General features: G+C 63.2%; 25 protein-coding genes and 1 riboswitch. Of the genes, 4 read left to right on the forward strand and 21 right to left on the reverse strand.

The window, feature by feature from the left end:
• Nucleotides 1-90: 90 nt before the first annotated feature.
• Both AACQ43_RS02275 and AACQ43_RS02280 read right to left on the reverse strand, forming a co-directional pair.
• Nucleotides 91-828, reverse strand: coding sequence for a hypothetical protein (locus AACQ43_RS02275; RefSeq protein WP_168965699.1), 738 nt, complete (start codon nucleotides 826-828; stop codon nucleotides 91-93).
• The gene (locus tag AACQ43_RS02280; protein ID WP_011705502.1) at nucleotides 828-1,388 is read right to left on the reverse strand and encodes a YceI family protein; all 561 of its coding nucleotides are present in this window, start codon (nucleotides 1,386-1,388) and stop codon (nucleotides 828-830) included. The genes AACQ43_RS02275 and AACQ43_RS02280 overlap by 1 nt, the downstream gene beginning before the upstream one ends.
• Nucleotides 1,389-1,498: 110 nt before the next feature.
• On the opposite strand from AACQ43_RS02280, the gene AACQ43_RS02285 reads away from it, so the two are divergent.
• Nucleotides 1,499-2,401 (forward strand): LysR family transcriptional regulator, encoded by a 903-nt coding sequence (locus tag AACQ43_RS02285; RefSeq protein ID WP_017409884.1) that lies wholly within the window; start codon nucleotides 1,499-1,501, stop codon nucleotides 2,399-2,401.
• Between the two features lie 23 nt (nucleotides 2,402-2,424).
• Here AACQ43_RS02285 and AACQ43_RS02290 read toward each other — a convergent pair whose 3' ends face one another.
• Nucleotides 2,425-2,841, reverse strand: a complete 417-nt coding sequence (locus tag AACQ43_RS02290) for a hypothetical protein (RefSeq protein ID WP_168965701.1) — start codon at nucleotides 2,839-2,841, stop codon at nucleotides 2,425-2,427.
• A 66-nt stretch (nucleotides 2,842-2,907) separates the two neighbouring features.
• Here AACQ43_RS02290 and AACQ43_RS02295 point away from each other — a divergent pair, with 66 nt between their 5' ends.
• Nucleotides 2,908-4,638, forward strand: coding sequence for a formate--tetrahydrofolate ligase (locus AACQ43_RS02295; protein ID WP_168965703.1), 1,731 nt, complete (start codon nucleotides 2,908-2,910; stop codon nucleotides 4,636-4,638).
• A 230-nt stretch (nucleotides 4,639-4,868) separates the two neighbouring features.
• Here the strand turns inward: AACQ43_RS02295 and AACQ43_RS02300 are convergent, their stop codons facing one another.
• Both AACQ43_RS02300 and folE read right to left on the reverse strand, forming a co-directional pair.
• A complete protein-coding gene (locus AACQ43_RS02300; protein ID WP_029303421.1) occupies nucleotides 4,869-6,524 on the reverse strand; it encodes a methyl-accepting chemotaxis protein in 1,656 nt (551 codons plus the stop codon).
• A 429-nt stretch (nucleotides 6,525-6,953) separates the two neighbouring features.
• Nucleotides 6,954-7,610 (reverse strand): GTP cyclohydrolase I FolE, encoded by a 657-nt coding sequence (gene folE / locus AACQ43_RS02305; RefSeq protein ID WP_076359909.1) that lies wholly within the window; start codon nucleotides 7,608-7,610, stop codon nucleotides 6,954-6,956.
• A 305-nt stretch (nucleotides 7,611-7,915) separates the two neighbouring features.
• Here folE and moeA point away from each other — a divergent pair, with 305 nt between their 5' ends.
• Together moeA and moeB are read left to right on the forward strand one after the other, a co-directional pair.
• The gene (gene moeA / locus AACQ43_RS02310) at nucleotides 7,916-9,142 is read left to right on the forward strand and encodes a molybdopterin molybdotransferase MoeA (RefSeq protein ID WP_168965705.1); all 1,227 of its coding nucleotides are present in this window, start codon (nucleotides 7,916-7,918) and stop codon (nucleotides 9,140-9,142) included.
• Nucleotides 9,139-9,894 carry a molybdopterin-synthase adenylyltransferase MoeB gene (moeB, locus tag AACQ43_RS02315; protein WP_168965707.1) on the forward strand — a complete coding sequence of 252 codons (756 nt, stop codon included), beginning with the start codon at nucleotides 9,139-9,141 and terminating at the stop codon, nucleotides 9,892-9,894. Before moeA ends, moeB begins: the two co-directional genes overlap by 4 nt.
• Before the next feature lie 80 nt (nucleotides 9,895-9,974).
• Here the strand turns inward: moeB and AACQ43_RS02320 are convergent, their stop codons facing one another.
• The 16 genes from AACQ43_RS02320 to moaA form a co-directional block, all read right to left on the reverse strand.
• On the reverse strand, nucleotides 9,975-10,751 hold the full coding sequence (locus AACQ43_RS02320) for an alpha/beta fold hydrolase (RefSeq protein ID WP_016350261.1): 777 nt from the start codon (nucleotides 10,749-10,751) through the stop codon (nucleotides 9,975-9,977).
• A gap of 64 nt (nucleotides 10,752-10,815) precedes the next feature.
• A complete protein-coding gene (modC, locus tag AACQ43_RS02325) occupies nucleotides 10,816-11,892 on the reverse strand; it encodes a molybdenum ABC transporter ATP-binding protein (RefSeq protein ID WP_168965709.1) in 1,077 nt (358 codons plus the stop codon).
• On the reverse strand, nucleotides 11,889-12,569 hold the full coding sequence (gene modB / locus AACQ43_RS02330; RefSeq protein WP_128816355.1) for a molybdate ABC transporter permease subunit: 681 nt from the start codon (nucleotides 12,567-12,569) through the stop codon (nucleotides 11,889-11,891). Before modB ends, modC begins: the two co-directional genes overlap by 4 nt.
• Before the next feature lie 104 nt (nucleotides 12,570-12,673).
• On the reverse strand, nucleotides 12,674-13,402 hold the full coding sequence (gene modA / locus AACQ43_RS02335; RefSeq protein WP_168965711.1) for a molybdate ABC transporter substrate-binding protein: 729 nt from the start codon (nucleotides 13,400-13,402) through the stop codon (nucleotides 12,674-12,676).
• A gap of 102 nt (nucleotides 13,403-13,504) precedes the next feature.
• The gene (gene moaE / locus AACQ43_RS02340) at nucleotides 13,505-13,978 is read right to left on the reverse strand and encodes a molybdopterin synthase catalytic subunit MoaE (RefSeq protein ID WP_168965713.1); all 474 of its coding nucleotides are present in this window, start codon (nucleotides 13,976-13,978) and stop codon (nucleotides 13,505-13,507) included.
• 2 nt (nucleotides 13,979-13,980) lie between these two features.
• Nucleotides 13,981-14,226: a molybdopterin synthase sulfur carrier subunit gene (gene moaD, locus AACQ43_RS02345; protein WP_168965715.1), complete on the reverse strand. Its 246-nt coding sequence runs from the start codon at nucleotides 14,224-14,226 to the stop codon at nucleotides 13,981-13,983.
• Complete coding sequence (gene moaC / locus AACQ43_RS02350; protein WP_168965717.1) at nucleotides 14,223-14,747, reverse strand: cyclic pyranopterin monophosphate synthase MoaC; 525 nt, start codon at nucleotides 14,745-14,747, stop codon at nucleotides 14,223-14,225. Before moaC ends, moaD begins: the two co-directional genes overlap by 4 nt.
• 9 nt (nucleotides 14,748-14,756) lie before the next feature.
• Nucleotides 14,757-15,263 (reverse strand): molybdenum cofactor biosynthesis protein B, encoded by a 507-nt coding sequence (gene moaB / locus AACQ43_RS02355; RefSeq protein ID WP_011705486.1) that lies wholly within the window; start codon nucleotides 15,261-15,263, stop codon nucleotides 14,757-14,759.
• 262 nt (nucleotides 15,264-15,525) lie between these two features.
• Nucleotides 15,526-16,116 (reverse strand): cytochrome c3 family protein, encoded by a 591-nt coding sequence (locus AACQ43_RS02360; protein ID WP_011705485.1) that lies wholly within the window; start codon nucleotides 16,114-16,116, stop codon nucleotides 15,526-15,528.
• Nucleotides 16,117-16,127: 11 nt separating this feature from the next.
• Nucleotides 16,128-16,583, reverse strand: coding sequence for a nitrate reductase cytochrome c-type subunit (locus tag AACQ43_RS02365; RefSeq protein WP_005299342.1), 456 nt, complete (start codon nucleotides 16,581-16,583; stop codon nucleotides 16,128-16,130).
• Complete coding sequence (gene napH, locus AACQ43_RS02370) at nucleotides 16,583-17,458, reverse strand: quinol dehydrogenase ferredoxin subunit NapH (protein WP_168965719.1); 876 nt, start codon at nucleotides 17,456-17,458, stop codon at nucleotides 16,583-16,585. Before napH ends, AACQ43_RS02365 begins: the two co-directional genes overlap by 1 nt.
• Entirely contained in the window at nucleotides 17,455-18,189 is a 735-nt protein-coding gene (gene napG / locus AACQ43_RS02375; protein ID WP_168965721.1) for a ferredoxin-type protein NapG, read from the reverse strand. Before napG ends, napH begins: the two co-directional genes overlap by 4 nt.
• 16 nt (nucleotides 18,190-18,205) lie before the next feature.
• The gene (gene napA, locus AACQ43_RS02380) at nucleotides 18,206-20,695 is read right to left on the reverse strand and encodes a nitrate reductase catalytic subunit NapA (RefSeq protein ID WP_076359931.1); all 2,490 of its coding nucleotides are present in this window, start codon (nucleotides 20,693-20,695) and stop codon (nucleotides 18,206-18,208) included.
• Nucleotides 20,696-20,843: 148 nt separating this feature from the next.
• A complete protein-coding gene (locus AACQ43_RS02385; RefSeq protein ID WP_024943776.1) occupies nucleotides 20,844-21,107 on the reverse strand; it encodes a chaperone NapD in 264 nt (87 codons plus the stop codon).
• Between the two features lie 29 nt (nucleotides 21,108-21,136).
• Nucleotides 21,137-21,646: a ferredoxin-type protein NapF gene (gene napF / locus AACQ43_RS02390; protein WP_146061389.1), complete on the reverse strand. Its 510-nt coding sequence runs from the start codon at nucleotides 21,644-21,646 to the stop codon at nucleotides 21,137-21,139.
• 249 nt (nucleotides 21,647-21,895) lie between these two features.
• Complete coding sequence (gene moaA / locus AACQ43_RS02395; RefSeq protein ID WP_168965723.1) at nucleotides 21,896-22,891, reverse strand: GTP 3',8-cyclase MoaA; 996 nt, start codon at nucleotides 22,889-22,891, stop codon at nucleotides 21,896-21,898.
• Nucleotides 22,879-23,018, reverse strand: a riboswitch (molybdenum cofactor riboswitch). It overlaps the preceding gene by 13 nt.
• Between the last annotated feature and the right edge of the window lie 49 nt (nucleotides 23,019-23,067).

The raw sequence follows: 23,067 nt of genomic DNA on the forward strand, positions 1-23,067 counted from the left end.
TGAAAGCACTATGGGGCTCAATCTTTATCTGTGCAGACTATGACGAAGTCGGCAACTTTCGGGTTAATTGTCTGTTTTTTATGCTAAAAATCAGTACAACGAGGCTTCCGGCCACACCTTCCAGAGACTGAGTCCGGCTCCTGCGCCCGCCATCAGGATCAATACGAACCAGCGCTGGATCCAGGGCTTGCTGCGCAAGGTCCACTCCAGCAGCGGCAGCAGCCAGACCGGCAGCAGCACCAGCAGCGGCACTTCCACGTATTGCCAGGCGAGCATCTGGACAAAGGCCAGCGCCAATCCGAGCGCTGCGGGCGCCACCTGGCTGCCGGCAAAGGCCCCGAGCAGGGCACGGAAACCGGCGAACGCCGCCAGCGCGCCGGCCAGCTGGGCAATCAGCAGGCTGCCGTCGATGCCGATCACCAGCGCCAGCCAGATGAAGCCGAGGGCAAAGCCGAGCCCCTCGCGGCTGTCACCGCGCAGCCCGGTCCATCCCAGCCAGGCGATGGCAGGCAGCAACGCCAGCCAGATGGCAGGCTCGCTCGCCAGCACCGAGGCCAGCCCCTGCCACCACACCAGCGCCCCCAGAGCGGCACACAGCGCAAGCGCGGCCCGCTGGTCGGCCAGCTGCGCCGCCAGGGCGGGCACCAGCAGGGTCAGCGGCAGCCACTGCCACGCTTTGACCGGCAGCCCGTAGGCTCCGCCCAGCAGACAGCCCACCAACCAGAGCGCCAGGGCGCCCCACAGATACCCCAGCCGCGGCCAGCGCCACGACAGCAAAGCGGCTCCCAAAGGAGCCGCCAGGGTTTGCAGCAGGAGTGCCGCGCCCATTACTTGCGCACGCCTTCGACGAACAGATTGATGCTCATCTCGTCGGGGATGTTCGGCACCATGTAGTTCACGCCAAAATCGCTGCGCTTGATGGTGGTGGTGGCGTTGAAGCCGCTGCGGTAGCCACCCCAGGGATCCTTGCCTTCACCGATGTGGACCAGATCGAAGGCCACTTCCTTGGACACGCCGTGCAGGGTCAGGGTGCCTTTCAGTACGCCTTTATCCTTAGTGCCCTCATAGCCGGAGCTGACGAAGGTCATCTTGGGGAACTGCTTCACGTCGAGGAAATCGGGGCTGCGCAGGTGTTTGTCGCGCGGCTCGTGGTTGGAGTCCACGCTGGCGGCGTCAATTTCGAAGCTCGCCTTGGCCGCCGCCGGGTTGGCGTCGTCCATGCTGAAGGTGCCGCTGAAGGTATTGAAACGGCCCACCAGTTCGGAGAAGCCGAGGTGACCCACCTTGAACTGCACCGTGGTGTGCGCCGCATCGACATCGTAATCGGCCGCCATCAGGGGGGCCGCCATAAACAGGCAGGAGGCCAGCAGGGCCTTGGTCATTTTCATCCGTTCGTTCCTTCATATTGGGGGTTCACAACAACAACCAAGATGCTAACCTCCATATCGGAATAGATAATCAGCGATTTATTAAAATAATTATCAACTGAGAGTGAAAGATGGACCAGATAGCCGCCATGCGCACCTTCATCAAGGTGGTGGAGTGTCAAAGTTTTACCAAGGCCGCCAACCAGCTCGGCATCTCGGTCGCCATGACCTCCAAGCTGATGCAGCAGCTGGAGGAGTCGCTCTCCACCCGGCTGTTGTCGCGCACCACCCGCCAGGTCAACCCCACCGAGGCCGGCCAGTTCTACTACCAGCGCTCCCAGGCGCTGCTGGCGGAGCTCGAAGAGACCCACAGCCAGCTCACCCGCAACAACCAGCAACCCCAGGGCACCCTCAAGCTGTCGGTGCCGATGGATTTTGGCTACCTGCACCTCTCCCCCGCCCTGCCGCTGTTTCGTGAACGCTACCCGGACCTGAAGCTGGAGATAGAGTACAGCGACCGACGGGTGGCGCTGGTGGAAGAGGGGTTCGATCTGGCGCTGCGCATCGGCAACCTGCCGGACTCCTCCCTGGTGGCCAAGCCGCTGGCCATGATGCGGCTGGAGGTATGTGCCAGCCCGGCCTATCTGGCCCGCCGAGGCACGCCGAGCACCCCGGAGGATCTCAAGCAGCACGACTGCCTGCTCTACACCCTGACCCAGCCGGACTGGGTGTTCAAACGGGATGGCGAGCAGCTGAGCGTGCGCCCGCAGGGGCCGCTGCGGGCCAACAACGGGGTGGCCCTGACCCGGGCGGCCTGTGACGATCAGGGCATCATACTGCAGCCCACCTTCATCGTCGGCGATGCGCTGCGCTCCGGCGCCCTGGTGTCACTGCTGCCGGAGTGGGAGAAGGGGCAGGTGGGGCTCTATGCCCTCTATCCGCACCGCCGTTTCGTCTCGGCCAAGGTGCGCTGTTTCATCGAATTCGTGCAGGAGCGTTATCTCGCCCCCCACTACTGGGATCGCAAGGCTTAAGTTTTGCCGCGGTGACAGAATGGCTATGAGGCGACGCTATCGGCAGGCAGCGGCAGCTCGGCCACCAGCAGCAGGTCGTGCAGGCTCAGCTGCCAGCGCGGCAGGCGCTGGCGCAGGGTCGCCAACTGCGCCTCGTCAAAGGCATAGGGCAAGGTGATGTGCAGACAGTGGCAGTCGAGCATGCCGGCCAGCTGCAGTGTCAGGATGAGATTGGCCTCGTCGGTCTTGTGCTTGTTGATGCGCTTGCCCAGTTCATGGCGAAAATGGGTCTCGGGATCCTGGGTCATCGCCTGCCAGCCGTAACCAAACAGTGGAATGAAGGCGCTGACGACCCCCAGCGCGGTCAACGGCTGTTTGGGCGGGTGATAGAGGGCGTTGAGATCCAGCTCGATGGGCGTTAGATGCAGCTCACGATTGCCGGACAAAATATTATTACTCATTGGATAACCCTGTTGATTCCACTAGACTGCGCCGCATATTTGACCTGACATGCCAACGAGGTGCTGATGCTAAGCGATATCGAGATCTCCCGCCAGTCCCCCCGTCTCCCCATTCACGCGCTGGCCGAACGCCTCGCCATCCCTTCGCACCAGCTCCATCCTTACGGTCATTACAAGGGCAAACTCAACCTCGAGCTGCTCAAGTCTCTCCCCAAACCGGCGGGCAAGCTGGTGCTGGTGAGCGCTATCACCCCCACCCCGCTTGGCGAGGGCAAGACGGTGACCACCCTCGGCCTCTCCATGGGGCTCAACCATATCGGTCAGCCCAGCATCGCCACCATCCGCCAGCCGAGCCTGGGCCCGGTGTTCGGGGTCAAGGGGGGCTCCGCCGGTGGCGGTCACGCCCAGGTGGTGCCGATGGAGGAGATGAACCTCCACCTCACCGGCGATTTTCACGCCCTCACCGCCGCCCACAACCTGGCGGCGGCGGCCCTCGATGCCCGCCTGTTCCATGAGCGCAAGCTCGGCGACCAGTTCAGCGCCAGAACCGGTTTGCAGCGGCTCGATATCGATGCAGACAACATCCTCTGGCCGCGCACCCTTGACATGAACGACCGCGCCCTACGCCACCTCACGATTGGACAGGGGGCCGCCGCCGATGGCGTCGAGCGCCAGGATCGCTTCGTCATCACCGCCGCCTCCGAGCTGATGGCCATTCTGGCGCTGGCGAGCGATCTGAAAGACCTGCGCCAGCGCATCGGCCGCATCCAGCTGGCCCGGGACCTGCGCGGCAAGCCCATCACCGCCGAGCAGCTGGAAGTGGCGGGGGCCATGACGGTGCTGCTCAAAGAGGCCCTGCAACCAACCCTGATGCAGACCACCGAGCAGACCCCGGTGCTGGTGCACGCCGGCCCCTTTGCCAACATCGCCCACGGCAACTCCTCGGTGATCGCCGATCGCATGGCCCTCGGCATCACCGATTACGTGGTGACCGAGGCGGGCTTTGGCTCCGATATGGGGCTGGAGAAGTTCTTCAACATCAAGCACCGCCAGTCCGGCATCACGCCGGCCTGCGTGGTGCTGGTAGCGACGGTGCGCGGCCTCAAGGCCAACAGTGGCCTGCTCGACATTCGACCGGGCCAGCCGCTGCCGGAAAGCCTGCTGCGCGAGGATCTGCCGACCCTCGAGCAGGGCTGCGCCAACCTCGGCTGGCACATCGCCAATGCCCGCCGCTACGGGGTGCCGGTGGTGGTCGCCATCAACCGCTTCCCCACCGACAGCGAAGCCGAACTGGCCTTGCTGGCCCGCGCGGCGCTGCGAGCCGGCGCTTGTGGCAGCGCCATCTCCAGCGCCTTTACCCAGGGTGGGTCCGGTGCCAGCGAGCTGGCCCAGGTCGTGGTGGCCGCCTGTGAGCAGCCAGGCAAAGTCAAACTGCTCTACCCCGACGAGATGAGCCTCGACGCCAAGCTGGCGACCCTGGTGGAGTGCGGTTATGGCGGGCGCGGCGTGCAGCTCTCTGAGCGCGCACGCCAGCAGCTGGCACAACTCTCTGCCGAGGGGTGGGATCACTTGCCGGTCTGCGTGGCCAAGACGCCGCTCTCCATCAGCCATGATCCGGCCCTCAAGGGGGTGCCAACGGACTTCGAGGTGCCCATCGAGGAGGTGAAGCTGTGCGCCGGTGCCGGTTTCGTCTATGCCCTTGCGGGCCCCATCATGACCATGCCGGGCCTTGGCAGCCTGCCGGCCTACCGTCATATCGACATCGACGATAACGGCGAGATAGTCGGCCTGAGCTGATGGTTGATGGGAGTGGCAGTTGCAGGCCAAGCCACCGCCTCGACAGCCTGCCGGCCTACCGTCATATCGATATCGACGATATCGTCGGCCTGAGCTAAATGGTCGGATAAAGGGTCTGGCGCCGGCCGATGACGCTGTGCTAATCCACCCTGCGATCAGCAAACCTGCCAGAAACAACAAGGCCCCACCGATTGGCGGGGCCTTCTGTTATCTGTGACCAAGGGTCAGCCTTAGAGGGTAAAGCGCTGGGTCATATGGTGCAGCGTATTGGCCAGCTTGCTCAGCTCCACACAAGCCTGGGCGGTCTGCTGGGCCCCCAGGGCGTTCTCGTCGGCCGCATTGTGGATGTTGACGATGCTGCGGTTAAGCTCTTCTGTCACCGCGTTCTGCTCCTCGGTGGCGGTGGCGATCAGGGTGTTCATGTCGGTGATCTGGGTGACGGCACCATTGATGGTGTCGATGCTGCTGCCCGCTTCCCGGGCCAGCCCCACGCTCTCCTGCATCTGCTGGCGACTCAGCTGCATGGCGCTGCCCGCCTCGGCGGTACGCTCCTGCAACACCTCGATCATCTTGCTGATCTCGGCGGTGGAGTTCTGGGTGCGCTGGGCCAGGGAGCGCACCTCGTCGGCAACGACCGCAAAGCCACGACCCTGCTCGCCGGCACGGGCCGCCTCGATGGCCGCGTTGAGCGCCAGCAGGTTGGTCTGCTCGGCGATACCGCGAATGACGTCCAGCACCATGCTGATGTTGTTGCTGTCCTGCTCCAGCTGCTGCACCACGGCGCCCGCCTGCTCAATCTTCACCGACACCTCCTCGATGCTGCTGATGGCGCTGCGCACTACCTGATTACCCTGGGTCGAGGTGCGGGAGGCATCCTTGGCGGCACTCATGGCGTCCGTGGTGTTGCGGGCCACCTCGTTGACGGTGGACTGCATCTCGTTCATGGCGGTGGCGACCTGGGAAACCTCGCTCTGCTGGCGAGCCATGCCGGTAGCAGATTGCTCGGAGATGGCGCTCACCTCCTCCACCGCGCTGCTAAGCTGGCTCACCGAGCCGGCGATCTCGCTCACCAGATCCGCAAGCGCACCCTGCATGCGATCGATGGCTGCGCCGAGCTGGCCCAGCTCGTCACGCTTGAAGCGACTGCCGCGGATCCACTCCTGCAGTTCGCCTTTGCCCAGATCACCGCTCGCGATGCGCTGCGCCTGACGGGCCAGCATCACCAAGGGATCGCGGATCTGGCGGGTCAGCACGGTGGAGAGCACGCCCGCCAGCCCCAGTCCCAGCAGCAGGGCGATGATGATGCTCAGCTTGGCGCTGTCAAACGCCTCCACTACCTGGGCACGGGAGTTGACGGAGTAGCCGTGGTTGATGCGGATCAGATCCGCCACCGACTTGGCCAGATTGGTATAGAGGGTGACTCCCTCGCTCATGAACAGCTGCTGGGCCTCGGCCAGCTGGCCACCATCCTGCATCAACCGCACGCGCTGGTGCAGGCCGACGTACTTGTCCCAGTCCTGCTTGACGATGTCGAAGGTGCGACGCTCCTCCACATCCTCTGCCCAGATGGTGGCGTCGTGGGCTTTGACCTGCCGGGCAACCTCTTGCAGGCTCTGCTCGCTGAGATCCCGATAGTGGGCTCTCTGCTGCGGATCGGCCGCCACCAGAAACACATCCAGTTCATAGCGGCGCAGAGTGTTGATGGTCTCACCCAGGGTGCTGGTGCGCACCACGGCGGGCAGTATGCTGTCGGTAAAGCCGATGGCCGCCCGGTTCATGTTGCCGAACTGCAGCAACGAGAAACCGCCGATAAAGGCCATCATCAGGCCGAGCACGGCAAAGCCTGCGGTGAGTTTCTTGCCAATGGTCATGGTACTGGTATTCATGGCGTGTCCTGGATATGAGTGAACAGATAACGCTCGTCTGGACCGTAGCGATACGATCCGCAGTCACCGCCTCCATGGCGGCTCATCCAGCCTTGATGAATCTATGTCCTTGCATGAACGAGGCGAACAGTGTTGCCAAAGTGCCGATCTGCCCAAGTGCCGATCTGCCCAAGCGCCGAGCCCAAGCCGCAATGGCACATGGCAGGGAAACGGCAGCAAGACCCCGGTCGAGAGAGCCGCCGGAACAGGCACCTTGCTGACTTGGATGCGCTCCCCAGGAGTGCACCCAAGCCATGGAAAGATATATCGACCGGGCCTGCCAATCCCTTGAGGAAAATCGTCGGGGCAACCAGCGGGCAGTCAGGAGAAGGAAAAAGGAGGGGAAATATCAAGGAGACACGGCGCTGCGGCGCCATGTCTCCTTGCCTGTCAGCTCTTCAGGCCGGCCAGGAATTCGGCGCGGGTATCGGGCTGGGTCTTGAACACCCCACCGAGGGAAGTGGTGGTGGTATAGGAGGTGGAGTCCATCACGCCGCGGGCCTTCACGCAGAAGTGGGTCGCCTTGATGCTGATGGCCACGTCCTTGGTGCCGAGCAGGGTCTGCAACGCCAGCAGGATCTGCTGGGTCAGTCGCTCCTGCACCTGGGGACGGCGGGCAAAGAACTGCACGATGCGGTTGATTTTCGACAGCCCGATCACCTTGCCACGGGGGATGTAGGCCACATGGGCCAGCCCATCGATGGTGACGAAGTGGTGCTCGCAGGTGCTGGTGAGGCTGATGTCCCGCACCATGATCATCTCGTCCACCTTCATCTTGTTCTCGATCACCGTCACCTTGGGGAAGGTGGCGTAATCGAGGCCGGAGAAGATCTCGTTGACGTACATTTTGGCGATGCGGTGCGGCGTCTCCGCCAGACTGTCATCGGCCAGATCCAGCCCCAGCGTCTCCATGATGGCGCGCATGTGGCCTTCGATCTTCTCCCGCTTCTGCTGACCGTCCAGTGCATTGGCCACCAGAGGTGTTTCGAGGCCCTCGGCCTCGAGGGCGGCCCTGACCAACAGGGCTTCCCGACTTAAGCTCGTCATCTTGTTCCTCTCCCACGCTCAGGGACTGTGATGGCCGCCTTGTCTATGACGGCATTCTGTTTTGGCGCAATAGTAAACGGCGATTATTGTCATAATTCAAGCTAACTCAAGCCCGTTCCCTGACTTTATGCCAATCCGGCGAATTTTACCCCGCCGGCGCTCCCCATACGGGGGTACCCTTTCGCTCCGGTCGCTGCCTATCTGTGCAGCCAGTTGGTTTTATCCCGCGGCAACCTGCCCATCCAGCAGGATTTTTGGGATAATCCGCCCTCTACTCCCCCTCCATCACACAATGAGGTCATGACATGGGATTTGATACCAGCGGACTACTCCCCCTGAGCGACGCCCTGCAGGGCATGCTGGCACAGCTTGACGGCTGCAGCGAGAGCGAACAGCTGCCCCTGCCAGAGGCCCTTGGCCGGGTACTCGCCATGGATATCGCCTCCCCTCTCTCCGTGCCTCCGTTCGACAACTCCGCCATGGATGGTTACGCGGTGCGGCTGGCGGATCTCGCCGGCGGCGCCCCCCTCATCATGGCGGGCAAGGCCTTTGCCGGTCAGCCCTATCAGGGTGAGTGGCCCGCCGGCCACTGCGTGCGCATCATGACCGGCGCCCCGGTGCCCGCCGGGACGGATGCGGTGGTGATGCAAGAAGAAACGCAGGCCGACGGCGACAGGATCACCTTTTTGACCACGCCGGTGCCCGGCCAGAACATTCGCCGCCGCGGCGAAGACATCCGCGAGGGCGCCAGCGTGCTCGCTGCCGGTACTCGCCTCACCGCCCGGGAGATGCCGCTGCTGGCCTCCCTCGGCATTGCCAGCGTGTCGGTACGTCGGCCGCTAAAAGTGGCCATCTTCAGTACCGGTGACGAGCTCAAGCCGGTCGGCACTCCCCTCGCCCACGGCGACATCTACGATTCCAACCGCTACGGCGTGCGGGCCATGCTGGATCGCATGGGCTGCGACTGCCTCGACCTTGGCATCATCCCGGACGATCCGGCCCAACTGCGCGCCGCCTTTCTGAAGGCCGATCGCGAAGCCGACGCCCTCATCACCACCGGCGGCGTCTCGGTGGGGGAAGCGGACTTCACCAAACAGCTGCTGGAGGAGCTCGGCGAAATCGGCTTCTGGAAGCTGGCCATCAAGCCGGGCAAGCCGTTTGCCTTCGGTCGTCTGCCCCATGCCTGGTTCTTCGGCCTGCCGGGCAACCCGGTCTCCGCCATGGTCACCTTCGATCAGCTGGTGCAACCGGCGCTGGCCAAGCTGGCCGGCCAACGTTTCGAACGCCCGCTTCAACTGCAAGCCATTGCCACAGAGCCGCTCAAGAAGGCGCCGGGCCGGCTCGACTTCCAGCGCGGCATCCTGGCTCAGGGGCAAAACGGCCTGGAGGTGCGCAGCACCGGCTCGCAGGACTCCGCCGTGTTCAGCTCCCTGTCGCGGGCCAACTGCTACATCGTCCTTGAGCGCGAGCGGGGCCGCGTTGCGGCAGGCGAGACGGTCACCGTCGAACCATTCGGGGGATTGCTGCTGTGAGGGAGATCCTGAGCGATGCCGAGCTCTTGCGCTACAACCGCCAGATCATCCTCAAGTCCTTCGACTTCGAGGGGCAGGAGGCGCTCAAGCAGGCTCATGTGCTGGTGATCGGCGCCGGCGGCCTCGGCTGCGCCGCCAGCCAGTATCTGGCGGTGGCCGGGGTCGGCCAGCTCACCCTGGTCGATTTCGATCGGGTGGAGCTCTCCAACCTGCAGCGCCAGGTGCTGCACACCGATGAGCGCATCGGCCACTACAAGGTGGAATCCGCTGCCCAGTCCCTGCGTGCCCTCAACCCCTGGCTCAACGTGGAGACCCACGACGCCGTGGCCGACGAGGCGCTGCTCGATACCCTGTTGCCCCGCCACCAGCTGGTATTGGATTGCACCGACAACCTGGCCATTCGCAACCTGCTCAACCAAAAGGCCCGCCAGCATGGCGTGCCGCTGGTCAGCGGCGCCGCCATCCGGCTGGAGGGACAAGTCTGCAGCTTCACCTGGCAGGAGGGGGAACCCTGCTACGCCTGCCTCAGCGCCCTGTTTGGCGAGCAGGCGCTCACCTGCGTCGAGGCGGGGGTGCTGGCACCTGTGGTGGGACTGGTGGGCAGCCTGCAGGCGCTCGAAGCCATCAAACTCTTGGTAGGGATGGGCCGCAGTTACAGCGGCCGCCTGCTGATGATCGACGGCCTTGGCGGCACCTTTCGCGAAATGAAGCTGCCCAAGCGCCCCGACTGCCCGGTCTGCTCGCACGGGTGAACCACCCCAGCGAGCCTTTACGCCAACAAAAAGCCGACCCTTGGGTCGGCTTTTTTATCTACCTCTGCTGCCTGCTCCCCTCAATGGGTTGAGAGGATCCGCTGCAACAGATGATTGAAGCCGGAGGGATCTTCCGCCGGCCAGGCGTGGTGGCCGTTGGGGGTGTGGATGGTGGCATTGGGCAGGGAGGCGAACTGCTCTACCCGCTTGGCGAGCGGCAGATAGTCGTGGCTGGTGGAGATGATGGCCACCGGCTGCCAGATGTTGCCGAGCCGGGCGCGCACCGACCAACCGGGCAGCGCCTCCAGCAGCGCCTTGTAGGTTTTCTTCTTGTTGCGCACGAAACGCAGCCGGAAGGTATGACGCACCTGGGCAAGGTCGGGGCCGGGAAAGAGCTCGCGGCCGAGCCACCAGGCGAGCGGCCGCAGGCCGAACCAGCGCAGCCACTTGAGGCGCTGGGCAAAGCGCTCCTGCTCTTTTGGCGTCTCCAGCAAAAATTCGCTAAAGCCGTTGACCAGCACCAGCCCTTGTACCTTGTGCGGCAGTTGCAGCGCCAGCTCCAGCGCCACCATGGCCCCGAGCGACAACCCTACCACCCAGGCGGGCTCAGGCTGTTCATCTAGCCAGTTCACCACGTCTGCCGCCAGGGTCGCCACGTCGAACGGCCCCTCCTGCATGCTCTGGCCGTGACCGCGCAGATCCAGCGCCACCACCCGGTAGTGCTCGGAAAAGCGTTCGATCTGCGCCTGCCAGTCGAGGCTGGAGGAACCCAGCCCGTGCAGCAGCAACAACAAGGGGCCCTCCCCCGCGCTGCGCAGGGCAAGACCGTTGGATTTCATCACCTGATTGCGGCGCATCAGTTCATTGCCTCTCGACTCATCCGCTGAACCATCCTGATTTTCTGCCTCTTCTACAATCCGCTCAACCTTCGCTGACCAGGCTCACCGCCTTGATGTAGGCGTAGATCTGCTGGTTCGGGGCAAGCGCCAGCCGTCTGGCGGAGCGGCTGGTGATCCGGGCCAGCAGTATCTGCTGACCCAGCGCCAACTGCAACAGGGTCTGGCCGGGGCGCACTTCGCGTTCGGCCAGCAGTCGGGTGGTGAGGCAGTTGGAGAGGCTGGAGTGTTCGATGGGGGCGGTGGCAATCACCACGTCTCGCCCGGCCACCTTGATCTGCAAGGGGCCACCATCGTCCGGCACCTGGGTCATGGTGACCCGCAACAGCTGCTCGCCGAGCAGCAGGGTTGCCATCTGCTCCTCTTCATCGTAGTGAGAGAGGGTCGCCGTCAGCATCACCCCGGCGTCGTCGCGACTGGCAAGCGAAAGGTCGGTACGGGCGAAGATCTCGCTCGGCCGATCTTGCGCCTCCACCCGGCCATCCGCCAGCAGCACCAGCTGATCGCAGAGCAGGCTCACCTCCTCCATGGCGTGGCTGACGAAGATCATCGGGATGCCGCTCTCCTGCTGCAAGCCCTTGAGCACGTGGGCCTGATGGATTCGGCTCCGTCTGTCCAGCGCGGAAAAAGGTTCATCCAGCAGCAGCAAATCCGGTTCGGCCAACAGAGCCCGGGCCAGTGCCACCCGCTGGCGCTGGCCGCCGGAGAGGCCGTGAGCCGGCTGGGGCAGCAGTTCGGCAAAGCCGAGCCGCGTTGCCAGCGTCTCGGGCTGCCAACGCCCTCGCCCCTTGCGGGCCGCCAGTTGCAGGTTGCCAAGAACGCTCAGATGGGGGAAGAGGCGCGAATCCTGAAACACCAACCCGATGCGGCGCGCCTCGGGCAGCAGATCGCTCAGCGCCCTGCCCTGCCAGTTCAGCTTGTCGCCCGGCGCCCTGTCCAGCCCGGCGATGATGCGCAGCAGGCTGCTCTTGCCGCAACCGGAGGGGCCGAACAGACCGAGGATGCCCCCAAGCTCCAGTGCCAGTTCACAGTCGAGGGTAAAGGCGCCAAACGCCCGCCTCGCCTTGAGTTGCAACGGTTGCGCCTTGCGGGTGTCGCTCATCCGAACAGCCTCCGTTGCCGGCGCTGCAGCACGCCATACACCAGCACCAGCATCACCAGCGAGAAGCCCATCAGGCCGCCCGCCAGAATATGGGCATTCTGGTAATCCATCGCCTCCACATGATCAAACAGGGCGATGGAGAGTACCTGGGTCTCGCCGGGGATGTTGCCGCCAATCATCAACACCACCCCGAACTCCCCCAGGGTGTGGGCAAAGCCGAGCGCCGCCGCCATCACGAAGCTGGGCAGGGTCATCGGCAAGATGATGTGAAAGAAGCGCTCAACCGGGCCGAAGCCCAGAGTGGCGGCGGCCTCCAGCTCCTTGTTGCCCATGTTGACGAAGGCGGAGGTGAGCGGCTGCACCACGAAGGGAAGCGAGTAGAGGATGGAGGCGAGCAGCAGACCGGTAAAACTGAAGGCGAGCGGCGCCCCGAAGGTGTCGCGCCACCAGGCCCCCAGCCCATAGGAGGGGGAGAAGGCCAGCAACAGATAGAAACCGAGCACCGTTGGCGGCAGCACCAGTGGCAGGGCCACCAGGGCCTCCACCACGGGTCTGAGCCGGTGCTGGCTGCGCGACAACCACCAGGCCAGCGGCGGCGAGAGCAGCAACAGGATGATGGTGGTGCTGGCTGCCAGCTTCAGGGTAAGCCAGACCGCCAGCAGATCCCCTTCACTCATCGCCTTCCTCCCGGGTAGATGCCGACAACCATAGAAAGCGTTCCTTCATCGCACTGGCGGGCCGACCCGAAGGCCAGCCAACCGTTAGCAGATCGGCCATGCCATCACTGCGGCAGTGCATAGCCCGCAGCCTTGATCTGTGCCTGACCGGGCCCCTTGAGCCAGGCAACCAGCGCCTCGACCACGGCCCCTTTCTTCAATACCAGCCCCTGCTGTTCGATGGGGGGGTAGAGGTCAGCCGGTACGGCCCAGGCTTCGCCGGTCTTGCCCGCTTCCACCAGGTTTGCCCAAGCGACGAAGCCCAGCTCGGCGTTGCCGGTGTCGACGAACTGCCAGGTCTGGCCGATATTGGTGCCGGTCAGCAGACGGTACTGCTTGGGATCGATCTTGAGATGGTCGAGGGTCGCCATGGCGGCGGTGCCGTAGGGTGCGGTTTTCGGGTTGGCGATGGCAAGGTTGCCCTTCCAGCTGCGCAGGGTTGCCTCGTCAGGCGCCGGCCCCCCCTTCTGCCATAGGCCCAGCTGGCCGATGGCGTAGGTGAAACGCTCGCTCCCCTTGCCTTCCTGCTCCAGCTTCTGCGGGGTTTTCACGTCGGCGGAGAGGAAGAGATCGAACGGGGCGCCGTGGCTGATCTGGGTGTAGAGCACCCCGGTCGCGGCGGAGGAGATGGCCAGGGTGTGGCCGGTCTTGGCGGTGAACTCCTTGCCGATGCGCTCTATGGTGCCCTTGAAGTTGGCGGCCACGGCCACCTTGACCTCGTCGGCCTGTACGGCACCTGCCTGCAGCGCACTAGCGCAGACCCCTGCAATGACAACGGATAACAGCGGTTTCATTCCTTTACCTCCTGAATGGGGACGCTTTTATCGGTCCCCGTAGGAGGAGGCGGCCCCGAAAACAGGGGCCGCGGCTCCCGATGAGCCAGCCCCTTGAACAGATCAAGCTTGCCAGCGGGCGGCGGCAGTGTTGTCGCTCTCCTTGGCCTCGACCCAGCGTTCTACCCCTTCGGCGGTCAGCTCTTTTTTCCAGAATGGCGCCCGGGTTTTCAAGAAATCCATGATGAAGTGGCAAGCCTCGAAGGCCGCCTCGCGGTGGGCACTGCTCACCACCACCAGCACAATCTGATCGCCGAGCAGCAGCTCGCCGATGCGGTGGATCAGGGTGCACTCCTGCAGGGGCCAGCGGCTGCGGGCCTCGGCCACTATGTCCGTCAGCGCCTTCTCGGTCATGCCGGGGTAGTGCTCGAGGGCCAGCCCCTTCACATGCTCCCCCTGATTGAAGTCGCGCACCTTGCCGACAAAGCTGACCACGGCGCCGGTGTCCTGCCGGGCGGCGAGGCGGGCATATTCGTCGGCCAGCGAGAAGTCATCCCGCTGCACCAGAATGCGATCGGTCATGGTTGCGTTGCTCATCCTTAACCTCCGGTCACCGGAGGGAAGAAGGCGACCTCATCGCCATCATGGAGAGGCGTATCCAGCGGCACCAGGGTCTGGTTGACCGCAACCAAGAGCTTGCCTGCTTCCAGCGCCAGCGCCCACTTGTCGCCGCGCTCGCTTAAGGTGCTCCGCAGCTGCTCGGCAGTGGCGTACTCACAAGGCAGGCTCAGCTCGTCGCAGGCCACCAGCTCTCTTACTTGCGCAAAAAAGAGTACCTTGATCATGCTTGTTCTCCTTCAGTCACACCCAGCTGAAAATGGCCGGACTTGCCGCCCTTTTTCTCCACCAGCCGCACCTGTTCGATCACCATGTCCTTTTGCACCGCCTTGCACATGTCGTAGATGGTCAGCGCTGCCACCGAGGCGGCGGTCAATGCCTCCATCTCGACCCCGGTCTTGCCAGCCAGCTTGCAGAGGGTGCGAATGTGGACCCTATTTTGCTCCGCCTGGGGTTCTATCTCTACCTCCACCCGGGTAAGGGCCAGTGGATGGCAGAGGGGAATGAGATCCGAGGTCTTCTTGGCCGCCATGATGCCGGCGATGCGGGCGGTGGCGAACACGTCCCCCTTGTGGTGCTGACCGCTCAGGATCAGGGCCAGGGTCGCGGGGGCCATGGTGACAAACGCCTCGGCGCGAGCCTCGCGCTCGGTCACCTGCTTGTCGGTCACATCCACCATGTGGGCTTCGCCGCTCTGGTTGAGATGGGTCAGGTGGGGCTGAGTCTGCTTGGGTTCAGTCGGGTTCATCAAAGGCCCTCAAAGATGGGAGACAAAGTTGCACGGCTTGGTGCGGGCATCGAGCTGGTCTTGAACAAGCTTCTCCCAACCCAGCTGGCAGGCACCGGGGGAGCCCGGCAGACAGCAGATCAGGGTGCGATTGGCCAGCCCGGCCAGCGCGCGGCTCTGCATGGCGGAGCCCTTGATTTCGGCAAAGGAGAGCTGGCGGAACAGTTCACCAAAGCCCTGCACGGTGCGCTCGAACAGCACGCCGACCGCCTCGGGCACCCGGTTTTGTTCGTTGAAGCCGGTGCCGCCGTTGATGAGCACCACCTGTACCCCCTCATCGGCAATCCAGTCGCTCACCTGAGCGCGAATGCGAAACAGATTGTCGGGGCAGAGCGCCCGGTCGGCCAGCACGTGGCCGGCATCGGTAAGGGCAGAAACCAGATAGTCGCCCGCGCTGTCATCGGCGGCGGTACGGCTGTCGGAGACCGTCAGCACGGCGATCTTGAGGGGAATGAATGCGTTGTTTTTCTGTCCCATGGGCAGCTCCTGATGGCAAAGGACCGTGAGCAAAGAGAAGAAAAGTGGCCAGGATCCCGGCTGGCAGCGCTCGATTGCGAGGAGAGGCTCATGTCCGTCAGGACCAAACCTTGACCAGTCGGTCACGCGCTGCGACTCACGGCGGGCCGATTCTACCAAAACTCGCGCCAGAGGGGGGATTAAAAGGGCGCACGGCGGCGCTTTTGCCCTGACCGGGCGGAATATGAACAGGCCGGGCGAACCCGGCCTGCATCAGGTGGGCTTAGAAGCCCTTCACGCCCGTCATGTCGGGCAGCTGGTGAGCAATACCCTTGTGACAGTCGATACAGGTGCTCTCGCCGCTGGCAAGACTGGTGGAGTGCATCTGGGCACCCCGTTTGCCTTGCAGGGAGAAGTCCATGTACTCGAAGTTATGGCAGTTGCGACACTCCCTCGAATCCGTGTCCTTCATCCGCTTCCACTCCCGCTCTGCCATCTCGCGCCGGTGCGACTCGAACTTCTCGCGGGTGTCCACCTTGCCGGTCAGCATGCCCCACAGCTCCTTGGAGGCCTGCACTTTGCGGATGATCTTGTAGGTCCACTCGTGCGGCACGTGGCAGTCCGGGCAGCTGGCGCGCACGCCGGAACGGTTGGCGTAGTGGATGGTGTCGCGGTACTCCACGAACACGTTGTCCTTCATCTCGTGGCAACCGGTACAGAACTTCTCGGTGTTGGAGGCTTCCATGGCGGTGTTGAAACCGCCCCAGAAGATGACCCCGCCGAAGAATCCCATCAACAGCAGCACCCAGAGGGCAGCCTTCGAGGGAGACTTGAAGGTGGTCCACAGACGCTGCACAAAACCGGGTAATTTCATCTATGGGCTCCTCAGTTCAGCGCTTCAACTGGTTTAAACGTATTCTCCACCAGCGGCTTGGCATCCGCTTGCGGCACGTGGCACTGCAGGCAGAAGTAGCGACGCGGCGAGACCTCGCCCAGGGTCATGCCGTCACGGGTCTCGAAGTGAGTCGGGCTGATCTTGGGGGCCTTCATGGCGCTGGCGTTCTTGAAGCTGTGACAGGCCAGGCACTTGTTGACCTTGTTGTCCACTTCATAGTTGCGGGTGTCGTGGGGGATCAGCGGGGGCTGATGCATGTACTGGCGATCGTAGAGGTCACCATCCTTGCGAAAGTTCTTCATGGGAGCCGCATCAGCATCCGTCACCAGATCCGTGCTCCCCCGCTCCGATTTGATGCCCCCCGTGCTGTTGGTGATCTCGGGGACTGCCGCCATCAAGGAACCTGCCATCAGACAGGCCAGCATTGCTCCAATCAGCTTCTTCATTATGTGTTCTCCGACGTTTTCTCTGCCTTGACGGCAAAACCTACAGTGATTTCAAAAACTTGCTCCGCGCAGACATCGATGCAACGGCCGCAGTTGGTACACTCCTGAGCCACAATCAAGGGCCCGTGACCACGCTTGGCACCGTGAACGGGGCCGCGCAGGATGGGACGTTCCGGGCAGACCGCATAACAATCCATGCAGTTGCTGCACCGCTCGCGCCCCTTGGCAGAAATCTTGATGAACCCGACCCGGTTGACCAGGGCATAGAAGGCCCCCACCGGACAGAGATGGCCGCACCAGCCCCGCTCCACCACAAAGAGGTCGAACAGGAACAGCACCGCCAGCAAGGCCCAGCCCGCCCCCATGCCAAACAGCAGGCCGCGCAGGGTGAGCGACACCGGATTGACCAGCTCCCACACCAGTACACCAGCGATGGCCGGTGCCACCAGCACCATGACCAGCAGCCAGTAGCGGGTGGTGCGGCTGAACTGACCGTTGCCCTTGAGGCCCAGTCGCCCCCTGAGCCAGGCCGCGGCATCGGTGACCAGGTTGACCGGACAGACCCAGGAGCAGAACACCCGTCCCCCGACCAGCCAGTAACCCAGCAGCACGATGACGGCCCCCAGCCAGAGGATGGGGATGGGCCAATGGCCCGCCGCCAACGACTGCAGCAGGGTCAGCGGATCCGTGAGCGGCACCGTCTCCAGCAACAGCGAGCTGGAGAGATTGCCCTTGAGGATCCAGATGCCCGCCAGCGGCCCCAGCAGGAACAGCGTCAGCACACCGAACTGGCAGAGCCGGCGCAGCAGCAAGAAGCGGTGTGACCGCCACCAGCCCAGCCTGGCCGTGGCCTCGGCTCCCGGATAACGACTCATAGCCCCTCCGGTTTGCGGGTCGGCAGAGTGAGCCTGTCGCCGATGAGCGATTTGCCCGCCTTCGCCTTCTCTTCCCAGCCGAGCCGGTAGTGGTGGCCAATCTCTCCCTTGGCGAGCTGGCGAGGCACCACCTTGATGGCCGCCTCCTCCAGCACGCAGGCATGCTCGCACTTGCCACAACCGGTGCAGACATCGCTGTGCACCGTGGGCAGGAACATGGCGTGCTTGCCGGTGCGCTGGTTGTGCTGCAGCTCCAGGGTGATCGCCTTGTCGATGAGCGGGCAGACCCGGTAGCAGACGTCGCAGCGCAGCCCCAGGTAGTTGAGGCAGGTCTCGTGATCGATGAGCACCGCCACCCCCATCCGCGCCTGATCGATGTCGGTCATGGCCTGATCCAGCGCCCCGCTAGGGCAGGCCACCACGCAGGGGATGTCGTCACACATCTCGCACGGGACGGCGCGCGCCTTGAAGTAGGGGGTGCCGGTGGTCACGGGTTCAAACAGCCGGGCGAGCTTGAGAGTGTCGTAGGGGCATGCCTCGACGCAAAGCCCGCAGCGCACGCAGGCGCCGAGAAACTCGGCCTCGTCGAGGGCAGCCGGCGGGCGCAGCGCCTGGGCAGGCACGGCTTGTGCCTGCTGGCGGGCCACGCCACCGAGCCCCACGCCAAGCAGGCCCACACCGCAGGCCCCCTTGGCCATGTCGGCCAGAAACTGGCGCCGACTACGACTCATCTCGCGCTCCCCCGCCTTATGCCTTGACGACCTTGACGGCGCACTTCTTGTAATCCGTCTCTTTGGAGAGCGGATCGGTGGCGTCCAGGGTCAGCTTGTTGACCAACTGGCTCGCATCGAAGAAGGGCATGAACACCAGTCCCTTGGGCGGACGGTTGCGGCCGCGGGTCTCGACCCGGGTCTTCACCTCGCCTCGGCGGGAGGAGACGATCACCTCTTCACCACGGCGCACACCACGGGCCTTGGCATCTTCCGGATGCATGAACAGCACCGCATCCGGGAAGGCGCGATAGAGCTCGGGGACCCGGCGGGTCATGGTGCCGGTGTGCCAGTGCTCCAGCACGCGACCGGTGGAGAGCCACATGTCGTACTCTTTGTCCGGTGCCTCGGCGGCCGGCTCATAGGGCAGCGCGAAGATCACCGCCTTGCCATCCGGCTTGCCGTAGAAACGCACCCCTTCGCCCGCTTTCACATAAGGGTCGAACCCTTCGCGGTAACGCCACAGGGTCTCCTTGCCGTCCACCACCGGCCAGCGCAGGCCGCGGGCTTCGTGATACTGATCAAACGGCGCCAGATCGTGGCCATGGCCGCGACCGAAGGTGGCGTACTCTTCGAACAGACCCTTCTGGACATAGAAACCAAAGTGCTCGGCCTCGTCGTTCAGGGCCCCCTTGCTCTGCTCTTTCGGGAACTGGTTGACCTGGCCGTTGGCATAGAGCACGTCGAACAGGGTCTTGCCCTTCACTTCCGGCATCTTGGCGATCAGTTCCGCCGGCCACACCTCTTCCACCTTGAAGCGCTTGGAGAACTCCATCAGCTGCCACAGGTCGGACTTGGCCCCTTCCGGCGGCTTGACCTGCTGGTGCCAGAACTGGGTACGGCGCTCGGCGTTGCCGTAGGCCCCCTCTTTCTCCACCCACATGGCGGTCGGCAGGATGAGGTCGGCCGCCTGGGCGGTCACGGTCGGATAAGGGTCGGACACCACGATGAAGTTGGCCGGGTTGCGATAACCGGGCAGCCCCTCTTCGTTCATGTTCGGGCCGGCTTGCATGTTGTTGTTGCACATCACCCAGTAGGCGTTGAGCTTGCCGTCTTTGAGCATGCGGTTTTGCAGCACGGCGTGGTAGCCCACCTGCTCCGGGATGGTGCCTTCCGGCAGCTTCCAGATCTTCTCGGCGATGGCGCGGTGCTTGGGTTCGGTTACCACCATGTCGGCCGGCAAACGGTGAGCGAAGGTACCCACTTCACGGGCGGTACCGCAGGCGGAGGGCTGACCGGTCAGGGAGAACGGACCCGAGCCCGGGGTGGAGATCTTGCCGGTCAACAGGTGGATGTTGTAGCAGAGGTTGTTGGCCCAGACACCGCGGGTATGCTGGTTGAAGCCCATGGTCCAGTAAGAGACCACCTTCTTGCTCGGATCGGCATAGAGCTGGGCCAGCTTCTCGAGCTTGTCCTTCGGCACGCCGGAGAGCTTGGAGACGGACTCCAGATCGTAATCCGCCACGAACTTGGCGAAGTCGTCGAAGCTCATCGGGGTGGAGTCGCCGCTGTCCGGGTTCTTGGCCTTCTGCTGCAGCGGGTTGGTGGGACGCAGGCCGTAGCCGATGTCGGTCACCCCTTTGCGGAACTGGGTGTGCTTGTTGACGAACTCCCAGTTCACCTTGTCGTTCTGGATGATGTAGTTGGCGATGTAGTTGAGGATCGCCAAATCGGTCTGCGGGGTGAACACCATGCCGTTGTCCGCCAGCTCGAAGCTGCGGTGCTCGAAGGTAGAGAGCACGTGCACCTGCACATCCTGGTGAGACAGACGGCGATCGGAGATGCGCGACCAGAGGATGGGGTGCATCTCGGCCATGTTGGAGCCCCACAGCACGAAGGCGTCGGCCTGCTCGATGTCGTCGTAGCAGCCCATGGGTTCATCCATGCCGAAGGTACGCATGAAGCCCACGACCGCGGAAGCCATGCAGTGACGGGCATTGGGATCCAGGTTGTTGGTACGCAGACCCGCCTTCATCAGCTTGGCGGCGGCATAGCCTTCCCATACGGTCCACTGGCCGGAGCCGAACATGCCGACGGCGGTCGGTCCCTTCTCTTTGAGAGTGGCCTTGAACTTCTCGGCCATGATGTCGAAGGCCTGATCCCAGCTGATGGGTGCGAAGTTGCCGTTCTTGTCGAACTTGCCGTCCGTCATGCGCAGCATGGGCTGGGTCAGCCTGTCCTGGCCGTACATGATCTTGGACAGGAAGTAACCCTTGATGCAGTTAAGACCGCGGTTGACCGGTGCATCGGGATCGCCTTGGGTCGCCACGACGCGCCCATTCTGGGAACCCACCAGCACGGAACAGCCGGTACCGCAGAAACGGCACGGTGCCTTGTCCCAGGTGATGGCGGTCTTATCGGTACTGGTGATCAGATTGGCCGCCAGCGTGGGGGCACTGACACCAGCAACGGCAGCGGCTGCCGCCACCGCGTTGGCCTTCATAAAGTCGCGTCGACTCAGCTTCATGGCATATCCTCACATTGCTTATCGCGTAAGTTGTCGAGTGTATCGAACTGGTTTTGGCTCAGGGCGGCGAACTCGTACCCCGGCATCGCTTTATCTTTGCATCCATGGCGGCCATTACGATGAGTCACGCAGGCTCGGCCTCATGGCGCTACTCCTTGCACTGGGCCTCGAGCTCATCAAACTGGTGGTAAATCAGGGCGGCGGACAATACACCCGGCATCGCATTGATGGCGTCGATGGCCGCCATGATGGGACGCTGGCTCGGACCTTCCAGAGTCACCACCAACTTGCCCTCATCACTGACGGCATGGATCTCGGCCCCCTCGAGGGTCGCGATCTCGTCTGCGAGCTGGTGACGCAAGGAAGGCTGGGTCAGCACCACCAGGCTCGATACATGGAACTCTTGTTTCATTGTGACTCCTGCTTCACACAGATCCTGCTTCATCTGGACTCCTCGCCAGCGGGTGCCCCCACCCGGATGCTGCCCACCGGGCAATCCATCACGCAGGCACCGCAACCGGTGCAGGCTGCCGCATCAATGCTGGGGGTCGGCACCCGGCCCAGCACGGGGGAGAAACGAATCGCCCTGGGTTCGCAGCTGTCCTGGCAGCGCTGGCAGAATACCTGGCCATGGGCCAGACAGTTGGCTTCAATATGGGCGATGTATTGCCAGGGGGCCTCCGTGGTCGGGCGAAATATCGGCACTTTGCAAGCGGCGACACATTCCCCGCAAAAAGTGCACTCGCCGCGCAGAAAATCCACGCTCGGAAAACCACCATCACCCTTGATCAGGATCTGCTCCGGGCAAGCCGTGAGGCAGTCACCACAGCGGGTGCAATCGGCGGCAAAATCGGGCCAGGCGACGGACCAGGGCAGTTGCACCCGAGGCTCATTCGATGTCAGACGACCCCGAAACAGACTGCGACGCGACAGGTTGACCCCATCCGGCATAACGGCTCCTTGCTGCTGGTAGTGGCGCACGAGTGAGTCCCATGACAGGTATTTTCAATACCTATTATAAGAGTGGGTGTATATTGCGGCCCTGACAAGTTCAGGGATATACCACCAGGGAGATAATCAGGGGGGATTCTTGCGCTGGATCAAACCCTTGGCGCAATAAAGAACAATGGGGGCAAGGCAAAATACCCCCATTTGAGGATTGCTTATTAATCGATGGCTATTTTTGTCGGCTGCCGTGGATCAGCCGCCGATGGAGGCCAGATGCGGGGTCATGCCGGCATTGCCTTCGTGCAGTCGATGGGTCGCCGCCTTGCCGGCAAGGGCGCTGCGGATCCGCTGCTGCAATTCATCCTGCTGGCCATCGGCCGTCAACAGATCCCGCAGCTCCACTCCATGGTCGCCGAACAGACAGAGGTGCAGCTTGCCGAGGGAAGAGACCCGCAGCCGGTTGCAACCGGCACAGAAATCCTTGCTGTAGGGCATGATGAGCCCTACCCCGCCCATCGACTCCGGGTGCATGAACACCTGGGCGGGGCCATCGTCGGCACCGCGCAGCTGCTGCAGCCAACCGGCATCGAGCAGACGCTGCTTGATGAGCGCCCCGCTGGCGTGATGATCCCGAAACAGGGTGTCCATCTCGCCGGTCTGCATCAGCTCGATGAAGCGCAGTTCGATGGGCTTGTGCCGGATCCAGGCCAAAAACGCATCCAGCTGATGATCGTTGAGTCCCTTGAGCAGCACGGCATTGATCTTGACCGACTTGAAGCCGGCGGCCAGCGCCGCTTCGATGCCATCCATCACCTCCGCCAGCTTGTTCTCACCGGTGATCTGATGAAACTGGCGCGGATCTAGGCTGTCGACGCTGACATTGAGGGCAGTCAAACCCGCATCGAACCACTCCCTGGCCCGCTCTTTCAAACGATAACCATTGGTGGTCATGGCCACCTTCTCGATGCCGGGGGTATTGGCCACCGTCTCTATGATGGCGGTGAAGTCCCGGCGCAGGGAGGGCTCCCCGCCGGTCAGGCGCACCTTGCGGGTGCCCATGGCGGCAAACCCGGAGACGACGCGGCCGATCTCTTCCAGAGAGAGAAAGGGCTGACGCCCCGCCTTGTCACCGGCCGGTGGCCGATAGCCATCCGGCAAACAGTAGGTACAGCGAAAATTGCACACATCGGTGATCGACAGGCGCAAATAGTAGAAACGACGGGAAAAACCATCTTGCAGTGGGGACATAAACACCTTTCCAAATACGGGAGGCCAGGGCATTTCTTTCCTGACCCTTACAGCTCGAACATCGGCTGACGGCGGTTTCCCCCTATCATGAGGACTTAGGCAAAACCGCTCGGAGTTCATCTAGTTTTTCGATGCTAGCACAAGTTGGAGTACACTCCCATGCTACTTTGTGGGGT

It is taken from the genome of Aeromonas sp. DNRA1 (genome assembly GCF_963888745.1).
GTDB lineage: Bacteria > Pseudomonadota > Gammaproteobacteria > Enterobacterales > Aeromonadaceae > Aeromonas > Aeromonas hydrophila.